Raw genomic sequence first — 15,940 nt, 5'->3', positions numbered from 1 at the left:
GGTCCACATGGCAGATCCAGGTCAGGTTTCAGCACCCTCTTGGAATCACTGCCATCCCGGCCACTCAACCCTGCCTCAGCCCCTTATCGGACGGGCTCTCAGGGAGACACCATGCCCAAGACCCTTCTCCGCCTCACCCTCGGCCTCGCCCTTGTGGCCGCCGCCGCTCCCGCCCTCGCCAAGAACCCGATGGTCGGCGGCGCGCCAATGTTCGCGAGCAAGACCATCGTCGAGAATGCGGTCAACTCCAAGGATCACACCACACTGGTCGCCGCTGTGAAGGCCGCGGGCCTCGTCGACACCCTGTCGGGGCCCGGCCCCTTCACCGTATTCGCGCCGACCAACGCGGCCTTCGGCAAGCTGCCGCCGGGTACGGTCGAGACGCTGGTCCAGCCGCAGAACAAGGCCCAGCTCACCGGCATCCTGACCTACCACGTGGTGCCGGGCACCTACACATCGAAGGAGCTGATGAAACTGGTCCGCCAGGGCGGCGGTGAAGCCACGCTGAAGACCGCTCAGGGCGAGCCGCTCACGGTGGCGATGGCGCGCGGCGGCAAGGGCCTGACCGTGACCGACACCAAGGGTAACACCGCCCGTGTCACGATCGCCAACGTGATGCAGTCGAACGGCGTGATCCACGTCATCAACGGCGTGCTGATGCCCTGATACGTCGGGCGGGCTCCGGCAAACGTCGGAGCCCGCCTCACTCTCGCACGAGCTTGCCTGAGTAGATGACGGGACCAGTCGGTGCACCGGTCGGCGAACCGCCCTTCGGCTCCACCGAGACCGCTAAGCTAACACCTTCCGCCCCCGCACGCAGGGCCGCGGGTATGGGCCGTCGGTCGACGGCGTCCGTGACGAGACCCAGCGAGCGCGGCGCGGCGCCCGTCCCTACGTACCAAAGCTCCAGGCTGCGGTCCGGCGGCGTCTCCGCGGCGAGGCTGCGAACCTGCACGGTGCCGGTGTCGAGATCGACGCGCACGATCAGAGCCGGCAGAGCGCCACCGCGATCCACCACGGCGAGATACTGCCGGTCTGTAGCGGTCGGGCGCAGGCCGACGACCAACCAGAGGGCGAGACCGGCCGCGAGCGCGGTCGCTGCCCCCGCCGCGAGCCGCCAGATCCGAACCTTGCGCTCCAGCGTGAGAATGCGCGCGACGCCATCGCCGGAAACGGCCGGAGGAGCCGGCGGGATCCGCGCCTCGATCGCGTCCCACACGTCCGGGGCGGGTGCGACAGGTTCAACCGTGGCCGCGAGCGATGCGAGCCGCACCTCCCACGCCGCAACTGCAGCGTGCAGGGATGCGTCCCCCTCCAGTGACTGGGCGAAGGCGGCGCGTTCCTCGGCGGGCAGGGTGCCGAGCACGTACTCGCCCGCTGCCCCTTCCGGATCGTCCGCCCAGAAGGGCGCAGCCTCTCTGCCTGTCTTGCCGCTCATGGCGCCTCCAGGCAGTTGCGCAGGCCGATGAGGCCACGACGCAGCCACGTCTTGATCGTGCTGACGGGACGATCGTGCCGCGCTGCCAGCTCTTCGCGTGACCAACCCTCGCAGTATGCCAGGACGAGGCAGTCGCGCTGATCCGGCTCGACGGCTTCGAGGCACTGCGCGAGGGCGTCGCGGCGGGCGAGGTCTGCCTCGCCGTCGCGTCCGTCCGCAAGTCGCTCAAGCCACTGCTCGTCGGCCTGGGTCAGCCGAGCGGCCTTGTCCTGCCGGAGCCGGTCGATCGCCTTGTGCCGGGCGATCGCGCTGAGCCAGACAAGCGTTGGGGCAGCCTCTGGATCATAAGTGGCTGCCCGCTGCCAGACGCGCACGAAGACCTCCTGCAGCGCATCCTCGGCCGCGCTCCGATCCTGCAGGATACGAAGGATGATCCCGAGAAGTTTCGGGGCGGTCGCGTCATAGAGCGCGCGTAGGGCTGCACGGTCGCCCACGGCCACAGCCCCGATCAGCCTCGCGAGTTCTGCGTCGGCAGGCGCCTCCACGGTCGGCACGGCTCCCCCTTCCCCAAGCGATCCCGCTTATCCTTCGGGCTCCGCGGTCTCGACCGGCATGGCCCTGTACCTCTGTGGCACAACATTACAGAGAAGGTCACGTGCGAGCGATTCATTAGGCTCGGTCGCTAGGGAAACGGCTAGCCGCCGTGACCCTTCAGCCGGGGGATATCTGCTCGGTTTCGCGATGAAGTTGAAAGCAACCAGTTGTTCCGAATGCCCGCTCCGCCACGCCATCCGGACCTTCGACGGCTGCGACTCGAATGGCCGCTCGGGGTGATCAGGTTGCCCCCACCTGAGCCGCGCCGAACGTCCGTTCTCCGACTTCCCAAGGTTCGAAGCAGACAAGCTGCTTTCGGCCAGACTACGTCACGCTGGATTGCGGTCGCGCGCAGGACCAGACGTTCTGCTGGGCGCCCGTCTCGGCCGCTCAGCCGACTCTCGCGGTTTCTCCGAAGCGGACGCTGCAGCAGCTCAGCTTGTGGGTCTAAAATGCGCCCACAGCTGACCTCGGGCCGGTAGGCGCTGAACCGCCGCTCCCGATCGAGGCTGTGTCAAAAGTCCGGTCTGATATAGACTTGCGGCCTCATCTGCGGAGGCCAGGATGGGCCGGTTCGTCGAAGGGCAGGACCGGCGGCAGTCTTGGTTACTGCCCAGTGCGCTGGACGACTATATCACCGCGGACAATCCGGTTCGGGTGATCGAGGCCTTTATCGACGAACTTGATCTGGGTGCCCTCGGCTTCACCCGCTTCGAGCCCGCAGCGACGGGACGGCCTGCTTATGATCCGGCCACGCTTCTAAAGCTCTACCGCTACGGCTATCTCAACCGGGTACCGTCGAGCCGGCGGCTTGAGCGTCAGGCGCAGCGCAACATCGAGGTGATGTGGCTGACCGGGCACCGGCCTCCCGATCACATCGTCAAGGGATGCGCGAGAGGATTGTGCATATGGGCGCTACAACACGGATCAAACCGGCTGGCAGCGCAGGACAGCGATATAATGCGCAGCGCTCAAAGCTCGGCGACATTCCAGTTTCTCCTGAAGGCTTGCCGCGGGGCCGTCCGGGAGTAGCGCCCACTATAGCGACCTTTCAGGATATGATTGGTGCTTCCTCTGTCGTCACACGAAAGCTGGTGAGGGTATTAGCCCCGAAGGTGAGCGTCAGCGGTACGTCTGCGGCGTCGCGACCGTAGGCGATGAGGATCCGGCCGATGCGTGGGCTGTTGTTGCGCGGATCGAAGGTGTGCCACCGGCCTCCGAGATAGACCTCCATCCAGGCGGCGAAATCACCCGGTGCGTGCGGTAAAGGCAGGCCGATGTCGCTAACATAACCGTTGCAGTAGCGTGTCGGGATATTGAGGCAGCGGCAAAACGCGATCGCCAGGTGTGCGTAATCGCGGCAGACGCCCTGCTGCTCCTCGAAAACGTCGAAGGCCGTCCGAGTCGGGCGGGCATGCTCGTACCCGAAGGTGATGTGATCGTGCACATAATCGCAGATCGCCTGCACCCGACCCCAACCGGGCTTGACATGCCCGAACAGATCCCAGGCGATGGGCGAGAGCCGATCGGTCTCGCAATAACGGCTGCCGAGGAGAAACAGCAGGCCGTCCGGCGGCAGCTTCTCGACCGCGATCTCCTGGGCGTCTGCCTCCCGCGTATCGCCGCTGCCGTGATCTCGCACGATCGTATCGGTCTTGAGGGTGAAGCGCCCTGCCGGAGCAACCATGCGATTGCACCAGTTCCCAAAGCTGTCGCGATAGCCATCCAGCGGAGCCGCAGGACTCGTGATCAGGTAATCGGGCCGTTCGAGGTCGGAGAAGCGCGATGCGTGGACGTTGAGCATCGCGATGACGGGGGTGGGCTGCGGGAATTCGTAGGTCATCTCGCAGCCGACATGAATGCGCATAGGCTTTCTCCCGAGGGGCGATATGGGGATCCGCGCTGGTCCTCGCCGACGCCGCAGGCTCCGGGCCGCCTGACGCCACAAGCCGGCTGCCTCGATCACACGGCCTGCACGGTCCGACTCGTCCGCGCATAACATCGATCCGAAGCGCTCTCCGGCAAACCGCTATACGGCTCGCCGGAGAGTTTCCTTGGTTCATTCGGCAGGTCAGAAATCCATGCCGCCCATACCACCCATACCGCCGCCGGCAGGCATGGCAGGAGCCTCCTTGCGCGGAGCCTCGGAGATCATCGCCTCTGTGGTCACCAAGAGACCGGCCACCGAAGCTGCCCCCTGAAGGGCAGCGCGGACGACCTTGGCCGGATCGACGATGCCGGCCTGGAGCATATCGACGTACTCTTCGGTCTGGGCGTTGAAGCCGTAGGTCGAGGAGGAATTGGCCAGGATGTTGCCGACCACGATAGAGCCCTCGACACCCGAGTTCTGGGCGATCTGGCGGATCGGGGCCTCAAGGGCCTTCAGGACGATCTTGATGCCGGCCTGGACGTCGGGGTTGTCGTTCGAGAGACCCAGAACGGCCGCCTTCGCGCGCAGCAGCGCGGTGCCGCCACCCGGGACGATGCCTTCCTCGACCGCCGCGCGGGTGGCGTGCAGCGCGTCGTCGACGCGGTCCTTCTTCTCCTTCACCTCGACCTCGGTTGAACCTCCGACGCGGATCACCGCGACGCCGCCCGCGAGCTTGGCCAGACGCTCCTGCAGCTTCTCGCGGTCGTATTCCGAGGTGGTCTCCTCGATCTGCGCCTTGATCTGCGCGATGCGCGCCTCGATGTCGGCCTTCTCGCCGACGCCGTCGATGATCGTGGTGTTCTCCTTCTCGATGCGCACGCGCTTGGCGCGGCCGAGCAAGGGGAGCGTCACGTTCTCGAGCTTGATGCCGAGATCCTCGGCGATCATCTGGCCCTTGGTCAGGATTGCGATGTCCTCGAGCATGGCCTTGCGGCGGTCACCGAAGCCCGGCGCCTTGACGGCCGCGACCTTGAGGCCGCCGCGGAGCTTGTTGACGACGAGCGTGGCGAGCGCCTCGCCCTCGATGTCCTCGGCGATGATCAGGAGCGGCTTGCCGGTCTGGACCACGGCCTCGAGTACCGGCAGCATGGCCTGGAGCGAGGAGAGCTTCTTCTCGTGGATGAGGATGTAGGGGTCCTCGAGCTCGGCGACCATCTTCTCCGCGTTCGTGATGAAGTACGGGGAGAGGTAGCCGCGGTCGAACTGCATGCCCTCGACGACGTCGAGCTCGGTCTCGGCGGTCTTGGCCTCCTCGACGGTGATGACGCCCTCGTTGCCCACCTTCTGCATGGCGTGGGCGATCATCTTGCCGATTTGCTTGTCGCCGTTGGCGGAGATCGTGCCGACCTGGGCGATTTCGTCGGACGAGGCGACCTTGCGGGAGCGTTCGCCAATATCCTTCACGACCGCGGCCACCGCCAGATCGATGCCGCGCTTCAGGTCCATTGGGTTCATGCCCGCGGCGACGTACTTCACGCCCTCTCGCACGATGGAGGCCGCCAGCACGGTCGCGGTGGTGGTGCCGTCACCGGCCGTGTCGCTCGACTTCGAGGCCACTTCGCGCACCATCTGGGCGCCCATGTTCTCGAACTTGTCGACCAGCTCGATCTCCTTGGCGACCGTCACACCGTCCTTGGTGATGCGCGGGGCGCCGAAGCTCTTCTCGATCACGACGTTACGGCCCTTCGGGCCGAGCGTCACCTTCACTGCACTGGCGAGCAGTTCGACACCGCGCAACATCTTCTCGCGGGCATCGGCCGAAAAGCGAACGTCTTTGGCGGACATAATTGGGAGCTCATCATCTGTCGTTTGGCCCCGAGGCACGCCACAGCGGGCGCCTCAAAGGGCAGGTCGAAGATCAAGGCCGTTGCGGCCTGATCCGAGCTAGGCGACGATGCCCAGGATGTCGGATTCCTTCATGATCAGGAGGTCCTGACCGTCGATCTTGACCTCGGTGCCGGACCACTTGCCGAACAAGACGCGGTCGCCGGCTTTCACTTCGAGTGCGTTGATCTTGCCCGCCTCGTCCCGTGCACCTGGCCCCACGGCGATGACCTCACCTTCCTGCGGCTTCTCCTTGACCGTATCGGGAATGATGATGCCGCCCTTGGTCTTCTCCTCGCCTTCGATGCGACGGAGCACCACGCGGTCGTGCAGCGGACGGAATTTCATCGTGAAATCCTGATCGTTCCCAAGCGAGATCCAACCGCCATGGTCGGCTCTGTCGCGGGAGGAGTAGCGGCGAAGAAGCGCTTCACCGCCCGAGCGGCGCATCATTAGCACTCGCGGCGTGGAAGTGCTAATCTCACGCCTGAAGGTCGAGGGGCGCATTTTAGAGGCTGGAGCGATGCGCTTCCGCCGCCGATTCAATCCGGACACGGCAGCTTTCGTCAGTTCGGCTTGGGACGGCTCGGATCAACCTGGGCATCGACACGACCTTCCGATTCATTGGGTATGTCGAGCGGGACTGTGCCCTGACCGGTCCTCGCGTTCCCTCAGGATTCGATGCGAGCCTGACGCAGCGGGCTGGCCAGGCGTGTCATGTCATGTCATGGGCAGGTCGGTGATCAAACATCCCACCGCCTTCCAACCCCTATCGCTTGCATGCCTGGGTTGGTCCCATTTCTTCGAAGACCAGCGCGAATCACACGAGGCTGATTTCGCCCCGATGCGGATTGCTGCGATTCACCGCTCCCGTCTGACTGCCCTATCGCAGGCCGGAACGGTCGAGCTGACGCTAGCCGTTCATGCAAATACGAGCGACTTCACGGTCGGCGATTGGATACTCGCCGACCTTCGGACACAGACACTGCATCGCCGTCTCAGCCGCAGGACGGTGATGGAGCGACGCACGGAAGGCAGCCGAACGCTTCAGGCCGCTGCGGCCAATGTCGACACGCTGTTCATCGTCACCTCCTGCAACGCCGACTTCAATTCCGCGCGCCTGGAGCGCTATCTGGCTCTGGCCAATCAAGGCGGTACAACCCCGGTGATCTTGCTGACCAAGGCCGACACAGCCGCCGATTTGGGAGCCTACCAACGCCAAGCGTCCCGGCTGCAGCGCGGGCTCGACGTCGTGACCGTCAATCCCCGGCTCCCGACGGCTGCAGACATGCTCGCGCCGTGGTGCGGCGTGGGGCGGACCGTGGCACTGGTTGGTTCCTCCGGTGTCGGCAAATCAACTCTGGTGAACACGCTGGTCGGTCCAGGTCAGGCCGTTGCGCAGCAGACCGGAGGGATTCGCGAGCACGATGCGAAGGGACGCCACACAACCACGTCGCGATCGTTGCATGCCATCGCCGGCGGTGGCTGGGTCATCGACACGCCGGGAATGCGAACGCTGCACGTCAGTGGCGCCGCGGAAGGGATCGATACCCTGTTTGCCGAGATCGTCGAACTCGCGCCCTTGTGCCGCTACCGTGACTGTACACACGCCCACGAACCCGGTTGCGCCGTGCAGGCCGCAGTCACCGGAGGCAAGATCGAACCGGAGCGGTTAATCCGGTGGCGCAAGCTTCTAGACGAGAACAGGGACAACACACCGACATCTGTCGGGCCACGGGGTCGCCGTACTTGCAGGTAGCTCCTCAATAACACCCGTCAGGTCACGGGGCGCGAGGAGCAGCCGCACAGGGCCGAGCGAGCGCCCGCAACGGCGTGCTGTTCCTCGCCGAGCCGGAGATGACGACCGAGGAGTGGGAGCGCCGCCACGTCGCCGGGCAATGAGGGTCCCACTGATGCCGGCAAGCATACCCGCCAAGCCGTGAGTTGCGCTCGGGGCTATCATTTTGCTCTCCATGAGCGCAGTGTACCGCCATCACCGGATTAGCTTGATCAGGCTTCGGTGGCTGAGGGCCTTGTGTCCCCGCCTGCAATGAAAATGGCAGGCCAATGGCAGATCTCCTCCAATTTCCAGTTCAGCCCTGCGTGCAGTCGGTTGGGCGGACCTATCAGATCCACAAGTTCGCCGTGAACGGCATCGTGCTCACGTCACGAACCGTCACGGCCAGCAACGACAGCGACGCCAAAAAGCAAGCTTCTAAGCTCGCTGGAGGGCAACGTATTGAACTCTGGTTCGACAATCGCTTCGTAGCGCAGTTCGGATCATCGGACGTTCCAATCGCTGCCTGGATCAGGTTGCTTGATGCCCCCTTGGCAATCGTTCCGTGAAGGCAGCGCTTCTCCGTCTCCCAATTCATCAGGAGCACGATTATGGCCAGTGAAAAGAAACGCGGTAAACGCGAGACCAAGAAGCCGAAGAAGCCCGTTCCCAAGACCAATGCCGCGGCGCCTTCGACCAAGGGCACCGTCGCGACTCCCATGAAGACCGCCGGTCGAGGCTGAAGTGGTGTTTCATCTTCACAACGCCTTCGCATGGCAGAGCCAGGTCAACCGCGAATGTGCCCGGTGATGCGGAAGCTGACCACCCTGGTCGTCCACATGTCGCAGCTCCCCCGCCTTCAGGAGCGGGGGCAACTCATCGATCAGCTAACGGATCTCGAAGCTGAGGGCATCGCTCGGAATGTTCCGCGGCGGACCGTGGAGATGATCCGGGCTGTCCGGTTGCAGCTGCGCGTCGAGGGTCTGATGCCCAGGACGCCTCCCCCGCGCGGTCACTGATGGGCCAGAGCATGACTGGACACGCGGCGTGCTTACAAGAGCTTTGCGCGCTCGTCAGCAGCCCGTGCGGTTTAGATAGCTGGAATGGATGCCGCCAAACCTGAGGTGGAGCGAAATTCCCAGCTCGCCAGTAAGGCAAAGTCATATTTTACTTTCGGCAGACCGTAGCACGTTGTGGAACAGATTGGAGTTTTAGATCGTTTTTCTGAAACAGTTTGGAGGCGCTGCCGATGCGTTTCATCAAAATGTCTTTCGCATTCTTCGGGCTCATGGTCGCTCCTCTTGCTGCACAAACGGCAGCTTCGCCTCAGCAAAGCCGTGCACAGTCACCGAACATGCCGCAAGCGCACGAAACTGTGCCGGAGCGTGTTCGCCCGCAGACATCGGTTGCAACCGAGACGGTGAATAAGGATGCGCAAGCGCGTGACGCGGCCAAGCAACCCAGATAGGCCGGGGCTTCAGCCCCTGCCGAACTCGACTTCAGACCTGCCGATCGAGGATGGGGCTGAAGGATCGAACGCTGTCTTGCATTCCCGACCAAGCACGTCGTTGGCGGGGACCGACCTGTTGCCGATTGTCGACTCCGCCGCGCCTACATCGTCCGAGCATGCCGGCACACAACGGGAGACAGTCACGCGCGCGGATCACGCATTCCGCCTCGCAGATCGGGCGATTGCGGACGAGGTAGCCCGGCATACGGGAGAGTCGATGGAGTGTCGCGGGAGCCTCGCAGGCCCCAGTATTCGGCAGCGGCGACGTCTTCGCGTCGGTGTCGAGGTTTTCGATCGGATCGCTGCCATCGGCCGCCGCGAGCAGGTCAGCAGAAGCATTCTGATTGAACGTATGATCGCGACCTGGGAGCGCCAGCGCCTTGCGGAAGCGGAAGGTATTTCTCCGCGCCAACCGAGCGAGGATGACGACACCTATATTGCGCGCGTACTTCGCGTCGAGAGTAGCGTTTGACATATCTACGAGCGAAGCTGCGGCATAAGCGTGAAACACGAAGTGGTTGGTCTCAGTGGACCATATGGATGGGCTGCTTTTCGCCGTAGCCCCGCTTCCTCGCCATGAGTGCTTTCCCAGCATTCTCCAGAGCAAGCTGGGTCCGACCGAAGCGGTCGAGGAGCATATGAGCCCGATCTGGCGAGATATGGTACTGATCCATGAGCCCAGTGATAATGCCCGCGAGCTCTTCGCGAGTGCCGCTGTGCTTCGCGAAGGTAGCGATGAGTGCGTCAGCAGCCGACATCATTTTGAGATTCCGTCTAATCTCGGCCGTTGAGGGAAGCCGTGTCAGTTGGCCGAAGCGCGTTTCCCGTTGCATGACACGTCTCCAAACGGCGCCGGCTACGAAAAATCGCAGCCATGTATGTCGAATTCTCGTGACGGCCGAGTATGATACAAATCTCTCAGATTGAAAAATTGTTCCAATGATAATAAAATATAGATATCACAGTCTGATTGGTACATTTTATTTATTATCTTGATCGCAAAAATCCCGACGGTCATAGCTTTCAGACTGCTGTGGAAGCCGACTTTGCGCCGGCTATTGGGGCAGGTTCTAACGTCCGGTCGGACGAGAGACATTGTCCGCTCGGCGCCGGGTCTGTCCGGAAGCCGACCGTCGCAATTCCACCGAGGCTGTGTGAAAACGTGGAAGACGTCGGTCAAGGTAGAAGGATATTCCCCGGACGCTTTGGGCAGCGTCGGCATGGATGCCTATTCGACATCGGCACGGCTGTCTCGAGGGCTGGAATATCCGTCGAATAGAGAATTGTTCTACGGTCTCGTAGCGTGCCTCCGTTTCCACACAGCCTCCACCCATTGCAGTCGCAGTTTATCGTCCAACTGACCTGACCGGTATCTAGGACCGGGCCGATTGCGAGGCTACTGGATGGTGGCCGCCATGGGTAGCTGGTAGGCCAGATCCGGGAAGGTGATGGGCGCGGGCGGTCGGTAGCCCGTCACGAGTGCGGCCGGACACGATTATAGGTATGCTATCAAAACTGGTAACGGTCTGCACCTCTTTGAGCGAGGCTGCCGCGCGCGATTGAAGGAAGAGGGCGATGGCAGGATCGGCGGAAGATCGGCTCGACAAATTGAATGCGCAGATCTTGGTCTTAGAGGCGCAACGGAACGATCAGATCATGCTGATTGAGGCGCAGGAAGACAAAGGCCAGGATGCGGGCATCGACACCGTGTTGCTGCGACAGATCGAGGAGCGGATCGCAGGGCTGAAGGTCAGGACAGCAACGTTTGAGGGCGATCCAAGGCACGTATGAGCCTGGTACCGGCGCTCGCGCGGCGTGCTAATCTGAGCGTTCAGTGAGCTATCGCGTCATGGCCCGGCCAGCCCTGCTGACCATCTGCGACCATGCCAGACCGCGGCTTGAGCCTGGGTCTCGGTTGGGAAACTGCGGTACGACTCGGCGAACACCTCGCTCACTCATTTAGCAGCACCCACTGCCACTGAATCGTCCCGGGTTTCCCGGAGGCTTCAACTCTTGAGAGGATGGAGCCATGACGAAGCGCAGCAGTAAGCATTCGCCCTGGGCCGCGGGTACGGTGGCTGGGATGGGCGGGAAGCGTCAGGCGGCTTCGGCGATGAGGTGATCGCCGCGCTGCTGGCGCCAGTTCCAGGGCAACAAGGGCATCGAGGTCGCTGGCGGAATGCTCGTCGATGCGCTCAAGGACGTCAGTCAGCCATACCTGCGGGTCGACTCCGTTGAGACGGGCAGTCCGGATCAGGGTGTACATCACCGCCGCGCGCTCGCCGCCGCGGTCGGAGCCGGCGAACAGCCACGCCTTCCTTCCCAGCGCGATGCCGCGCAACGCGCGCTCGGCGGCATTGTTGGTCCGGCAGATCCGCCCATCGTGAAGGACGCGCTCGAAGGCGTGATGCCCGGCATGGGCGGGATCGCCCTGGCCGAACAGCTTCGGCAGCGCCTGCGCACGGACTGCACGTGGTCGTTGCCTCGGGCTACACCACGTGCTCGCGCAGGAGGGCGACCAGCTCTTCCGGAGCCTGGCGCGGGTCATCCGCCAGGGTGGAAGGACCCGGCACCACCGAGAAACCCGCCCCCGGGCTCAGGCGTCGACGCTGACCAAGACGGACATGCCCACGAAGGCGCCCGAGACCCCGACGAAGCTTCCGCTCACCGGCATGGCCCGGCGGATGTCGCGGGCGACCGCGACCGGGATCAGGTTCGCGCCACCGACGCCGCGATTGGTCGGGTCGAAGGTGACCCAGCCCGCACCGGGCAGGAAAACCTCGCCCCAGGCATGAGTCGAGCCCGCATCGGCCGAACCCAGCAGCGTCCGCGCCGGATCGTGGAGGTAGCCCGACACAAGCCGGGCGCCGAAGCCGAGGCTGCGGACCGCCTCGACGAACAGGGTGGCCAAGTCCCGGCATGAGCCCGTGCCGAGCACCAGGGTCTCGCCGGGAGACTGCGTCCCCTCATCCTCCCGGACCTGGTAACCGATGCCGCCGACGCCGGTGTTGATGTCCTTCAACAGCGACAGGGTATCCGTCGGATAGCCCGCGACGAAACCCTGCACCCAATCCCGCAAGCCATCCCCGTCCGGATACTGACGCGCCGTCAAGGGTCCGAGGTCGGCCCAATCCTCGTCGGGGTACTGGAACGGGAACACGATCGCCGAGGCCGCCATGTCGAAGACCGGATAGGCGGACGCCGAGAGCTCGACACAGGCGAGGCTGTCGATGACCAGCGCGTCCGCCGGCCCGTCGAAGGTCGCTGTGGCGATCACGTTCCCGAATACGTCGTTCGCCCATCGGACCATCGCCTCCGGGCTGACGCTGACCGTGTGTGAAAGGATGCGTAGGTCCCGGGTCTCGCGCGGGCGCAACATCAGCCGGTGCGCCCCCAGCAGCACCGGCTGCCGGTAGCGATAGGTCGTCCGATGGTGGATACGCAGCTGGATCAAGGGAAGCTCCCGGGGGGCCGGATCGGCAGCCGCCTCAAGCGAGGTCCATGCCGCCCGCGCCTCGAGCCTCGGAGAGGATAGAGGCCGGCGGCCGCACCGTGAAGGCCGTGCCGTACGGCCCCGTCACCGTCGCCAGCGTACCGCCGACCTGGCGCACGAACGCGTCCACGAACCGTGAGCCGAGGCCCGAGCCAGCCGGGCCGCCGGCGTTGCCGAGTCCGACGCCGTTGTCGCTTACGGTCAGGACGACCTCACCGTCGCGCCGGCCGAACCCGAGCACGATTCCTCCCGATCTCCCGGGGAAGGCGTACTTGACGGCGTTGGTCGCCAACTCGTTGACGATGTGCCCGACCGTCGCGGCGCGGTCCGGCTCGATCGACAGCGGCTCCGAGGCGACGCCGACCTCGATCCGCGAACCCTTCCCCAAAAGGCTCGCGCACAAGCTACCGGCGAGCCGTTGAGGTAGAGCTCCATCGGCACCGGACCCAGCGTCGCCGACCGGGAGATCGCGTCGTAGAGCTGTGCCACGGCGCTGATGCGGGCTTGCATCGTCCAGTAGCCGAATGACCGCTCGGGTCAGTAGGGGTCCGTCCGCTTTTCCGGCAGCCATGCTCCGAAGCGGACGGTCCGCGATCGGCCAGGATCCTGCTGGCGCCGATGGTCCACCTAGCGTCTCGATCTCAGTAGGGTGACTTTCTGCCCCTCTCCTTTGGGCGATTGTTAGCCCGGAAGCGGACGTCGCAGCCCGAGCAGCTTCTCAATCAAGCTGAGCGAGACGTTGTTGACCCGGATGGGCACGAGTTCAAGCTCTAATCCTCCGGTCTAGGCTCTCCAGCGCGGCGTTGAACGCGCTCTGGAGCCGGGCGGAGGCCTGAGGACGCTCGCTCATGAAGCCCGAGATGAAGGTCAGCGTGCCGCCCTGCTTGATCCGCATGGACCGAGCGATTCGGTAGGCGCCCCAGAACTTGGCCTCCACGGCCCCATTGGCAGCTCCAAGCTCAGTTGGCGTACCGGACCCCGCGCCGTCTCGGCTGCCGAGACGGCAATTTGGTTCCAAGGGTCATGGGCGGAGAAGGCGATGAGGCGCGACGGCGCCCATCAGGACTCTGAATTATTCGGTGCCGTCCTCTCGCAACAGTGACCATCCGTTCCCATCTTCGTCGCATCCCTCCGCGCAATCCCGTGCCCTGGGCGCTCAACGCGGAGGTCGATCATGGCTCGCTCACTAAATTCTGGCCGCGCTGCCAACGTCTCAATGGCGGACTTCAACGAACGTGTAAGGATGCTGCTCGCAACAAAGGCGGTAGTTATAAAGCCTGAGAGGCAACCGAGAACAAAAAACTGGAACGCGCATGCGCCAAATCGTAATTATAAAATACCATAATCTTTGGTTTTGTAAATATTTATTTCCAATTTTATCTTTTTGTGGCACAAATCATGCTCGATTTCATCAAAATGACTCTAACGCCATTTATGTTGGCGGAATTCCATCTGTTTTAATTGTGCACAGAAGAATGGCCGTCTATGCGCCTGATTATTACGCTTATGCTTATGGGGGCGGCTACTCTATATGGCGCTTCGTTTCTCCAGTCAGCAAAGTCTGCTGAAGCCCATTCGGCAGACCTGCGAACCTCTCACGGCAACCCTTGGGAAGCCGAAGCTGCGAAGCGCCGACTTAAGGCAGAGGCAAATCAGCGTGACGCCGCCGACAAGCGACGCGAGGAGCGAATCAATAGGTTGACTGGGTCGGTCTGCGTTGGTTGTGGGGGACCGGTTGTTCCGTTTGATCCAAGCGGTGGTGAAGATGCCAGAAGGGCCGTGAGTGCAGGAGGCGGGAAAGCGCGCATGGGGAGGGCTGTGAACCAGCCTGTTGAGCGAGAGACCGCCAAACCAAGCCCCTAGCTGTGCCTTCTCAACCTTTTGCGGTATCGCAGGCCAGCTTTGAGCAGCCAGATGGCCGAAAGCCTTGGTTCCTTCCAGTCGCCATGGGAAGACCGGTGCGCGCCTGCACGCCTCTTGGCGCTTCAGGCGAGCGCGGCTGCAAGAAGCCCTGTTCCGGAAGGTTTACCGGCCCAAGAAGCGCTGGGGCGACAAGCAAGCCAAAGAAGGCAAAGGACATGGCTGAGTGTGCTTCCAATAAGGCGCATGTACCTAGGCAAGAGGCCTGCCAGCAGCCTAGTTTCACAACGTCTCCGCCGCAGGGCGGCAAGATCCAATGTATCGAGCACTTCACGAAGAAGTGGCGCGAATAAGCGTTGTGCTCAGAAGATGTATGCGACGCCGATTTTGCGATTGGCCCGCCAGATCGACATGCTAGAACGATCGATATTCATTGACGTGGCGATCAGGCGGAAGTGCGAGGGGATCTCTACTTCGTCCGGGATCTCGATCAGTGCACCGAAGTCGCTCAGGTTCCAAACCAGGCAGTCCACCTGCTGGGGAGCAGCATGGAAGAACAGAGAGCCAGTCTTGAAGTCATTTTTCCTTGGCTGCCGGCGGCGCTCAGGGGGCATGGAGCGACTCCTGGCGCGGCCAAGGTTCAGTGAGGTCACACATAGCTTAAGCTTTCGTGAAGCTGCCACTAGAGCCGCGCCCGCTCGCGTTGCGACGGTGCACGGCTCCAAGCCCTTGTTTTCACACGCTCCCTTACGCCGAACCGGCATCCACTACGGCGGAGAGCACTCTAGCTCACCTGACATAGCAGGTGCCTCGTGATCCCTGGTCGCAACTCGGACCTGATGGTCGGCGTAGCTCTCGCCCTACTGTGCGTCACGCTGGTATCAGCTGGCATTTATACTCAGGCATCGCCATGGGCACCATCGATCGTTGCGCTCGGCACGCTTGCCGCCATGGCAGCCGGTTGGTTCCTTGCCCTGGGATGGAAAGGATGACAGTCGGTGCGCCGTCGCGTACCAGACCGGATGGCAGACCTAGAAAGATCAGGTGCCAGCTGGCGACGGGCAATTTGCCTCGCAGGCCATAGCTATCGTGTTCGTCCGGCGTCAGTCGATTGTTGCCGAAGCTGTGACCTTCGGTTTCTTGGCCCTACAGATGCAACCTGCGCTGAAGCAGGGCATTGGGCTGAGCACGCTCGGTGAGGATATCGAAGGATATCGTTCATCTCACCGAACGGCCGGCGGGCCGGGCCCTTGCTTCACACCCAGTCCGCTGCTTGCAATCTGCTTGAGTTGTGCCGCTGCCACGGATGATCCGAATTTTAACGCGCGTCCGCATCTCGACCACTTCGGCCGAAGCTCGGGAGCCGACGCCAGAAAGCCGAGGCCAAGCCACTCCATTCTTCATGTCACCGGTGCTGACCTGACCGGCTGGCTTTGGACCGGGCTGATTGAGAGGATCAGCCAGGACTGAAGGAGTCGGACATGCGGCGAGGTCAGAAGACGAGCGCGGAGCAG

General features: G+C 63.2%; 16 protein-coding genes and 2 pseudogenes. 8 read left to right on the top strand and 10 right to left on the bottom strand.

Annotated elements, in window-relative coordinates; genetic code table 11:
• The first annotated feature begins 111 nt into the window (after positions 1–111).
• Positions 112–666, top strand: a complete 555-nt coding sequence (locus tag MTDSW087_RS28230; protein ID WP_144768874.1) for a fasciclin domain-containing protein — start codon at positions 112–114, stop codon at positions 664–666.
• Between the two features lie 37 nt (positions 667–703).
• Here the strand turns inward: MTDSW087_RS28230 and MTDSW087_RS28225 are convergent, their stop codons facing one another.
• Positions 704–1,438 (bottom strand): anti-sigma factor, encoded by a 735-nt coding sequence (locus tag MTDSW087_RS28225; protein ID WP_144768872.1) that lies wholly within the window; start codon positions 1,436–1,438, stop codon positions 704–706.
• A complete protein-coding gene (locus MTDSW087_RS28220; protein WP_144768870.1) occupies positions 1,435–1,992 on the bottom strand; it encodes a sigma-70 family RNA polymerase sigma factor in 558 nt (185 codons plus the stop codon). The genes MTDSW087_RS28225 and MTDSW087_RS28220 overlap by 4 nt, the downstream gene beginning before the upstream one ends.
• 604 nt (positions 1,993–2,596) lie before the next feature.
• Here MTDSW087_RS28220 and MTDSW087_RS28215 point away from each other — a divergent pair.
• Positions 2,597–2,905: pseudogene (locus MTDSW087_RS28215) on the top strand (transposase); the annotation flags it as partial.
• A 178-nt stretch (positions 2,906–3,083) separates the two neighbouring features.
• Here the strand turns inward: MTDSW087_RS28215 and MTDSW087_RS28210 are convergent.
• The 3 genes from MTDSW087_RS28210 to groES form a co-directional block, all read right to left on the bottom strand.
• The gene (locus MTDSW087_RS28210; RefSeq protein ID WP_144768868.1) at positions 3,084–3,899 is read right to left on the bottom strand and encodes a transglutaminase-like domain-containing protein; all 816 of its coding nucleotides are present in this window, start codon (positions 3,897–3,899) and stop codon (positions 3,084–3,086) included.
• A 204-nt stretch (positions 3,900–4,103) separates the two neighbouring features.
• Entirely contained in the window at positions 4,104–5,747 is a 1,644-nt protein-coding gene (gene groL, locus MTDSW087_RS28205) for a chaperonin GroEL (RefSeq protein WP_144768866.1), read from the bottom strand.
• Positions 5,748–5,846: 99 nt separating this feature from the next.
• Entirely contained in the window at positions 5,847–6,134 is a 288-nt protein-coding gene (gene groES / locus MTDSW087_RS28200) for a co-chaperone GroES (protein ID WP_144768876.1), read from the bottom strand.
• 379 nt (positions 6,135–6,513) lie between these two features.
• Here groES and rsgA point away from each other — a divergent pair, with 379 nt between their 5' ends.
• From rsgA to MTDSW087_RS28175, 5 genes are all read left to right on the top strand, one after another.
• Positions 6,514–7,545, top strand: a complete 1,032-nt coding sequence (gene rsgA, locus MTDSW087_RS28195; RefSeq protein WP_144768865.1) for a ribosome small subunit-dependent GTPase A — start codon at positions 6,514–6,516, stop codon at positions 7,543–7,545.
• A gap of 308 nt (positions 7,546–7,853) precedes the next feature.
• Positions 7,854–8,132 carry a hypothetical protein gene (locus tag MTDSW087_RS28190; RefSeq protein ID WP_144768863.1) on the top strand — a complete coding sequence of 93 codons (279 nt, stop codon included), beginning with the start codon at positions 7,854–7,856 and terminating at the stop codon, positions 8,130–8,132.
• A gap of 42 nt (positions 8,133–8,174) precedes the next feature.
• Entirely contained in the window at positions 8,175–8,306 is a 132-nt protein-coding gene (locus MTDSW087_RS31285) for a hypothetical protein (RefSeq protein WP_280525296.1), read from the top strand.
• A 687-nt stretch (positions 8,307–8,993) separates the two neighbouring features.
• Positions 8,994–9,545 (top strand): hypothetical protein, encoded by a 552-nt coding sequence (locus tag MTDSW087_RS28180; protein WP_144768859.1) that lies wholly within the window; start codon positions 8,994–8,996, stop codon positions 9,543–9,545.
• Positions 9,546–10,648: 1,103 nt separating this feature from the next.
• The gene (locus MTDSW087_RS28175; protein ID WP_144768858.1) at positions 10,649–10,864 is read left to right on the top strand and encodes a hypothetical protein; all 216 of its coding nucleotides are present in this window, start codon (positions 10,649–10,651) and stop codon (positions 10,862–10,864) included.
• 306 nt (positions 10,865–11,170) lie between these two features.
• On the opposite strand, the pseudogene MTDSW087_RS31125 reads toward MTDSW087_RS28175, so the two are convergent.
• The 5 genes and pseudogenes from MTDSW087_RS31125 to MTDSW087_RS28150 form a co-directional block, all read right to left on the bottom strand.
• Positions 11,171–11,474: pseudogene (locus MTDSW087_RS31125) on the bottom strand (transposase domain-containing protein); the annotation flags it as partial.
• Positions 11,475–11,669: 195 nt separating this feature from the next.
• A complete protein-coding gene (locus tag MTDSW087_RS28165) occupies positions 11,670–12,527 on the bottom strand; it encodes a transglutaminase family protein (RefSeq protein ID WP_144768856.1) in 858 nt (285 codons plus the stop codon).
• Between the two features lie 34 nt (positions 12,528–12,561).
• The gene (locus tag MTDSW087_RS28160; protein ID WP_244948405.1) at positions 12,562–12,969 is read right to left on the bottom strand and encodes a sensor histidine kinase; all 408 of its coding nucleotides are present in this window, start codon (positions 12,967–12,969) and stop codon (positions 12,562–12,564) included.
• Between the two features lie 360 nt (positions 12,970–13,329).
• A complete protein-coding gene (locus MTDSW087_RS31280) occupies positions 13,330–13,461 on the bottom strand; it encodes a hypothetical protein (protein ID WP_280525295.1) in 132 nt (43 codons plus the stop codon).
• Between the two features lie 1,327 nt (positions 13,462–14,788).
• Positions 14,789–15,040 (bottom strand): pilus assembly protein PilZ, encoded by a 252-nt coding sequence (locus MTDSW087_RS28150; protein WP_144768854.1) that lies wholly within the window; start codon positions 15,038–15,040, stop codon positions 14,789–14,791.
• Positions 15,041–15,470: 430 nt separating this feature from the next.
• Between MTDSW087_RS28150 and MTDSW087_RS28145 the strand changes: the two genes are divergently transcribed.
• Complete coding sequence (locus MTDSW087_RS28145; RefSeq protein WP_144768852.1) at positions 15,471–15,896, top strand: hypothetical protein; 426 nt, start codon at positions 15,471–15,473, stop codon at positions 15,894–15,896.
• The last annotated feature ends 44 nt before the right edge of the window (positions 15,897–15,940 follow it).

This window comes from Methylobacterium dankookense, assembly GCF_902141855.1.
Lineage (GTDB): Bacteria > Pseudomonadota > Alphaproteobacteria > Rhizobiales > Beijerinckiaceae > Methylobacterium > Methylobacterium dankookense.
Note: the sequence above shows the minus strand (reverse complement) of the source record. Positions and strands in the feature narration are given on the sequence as shown.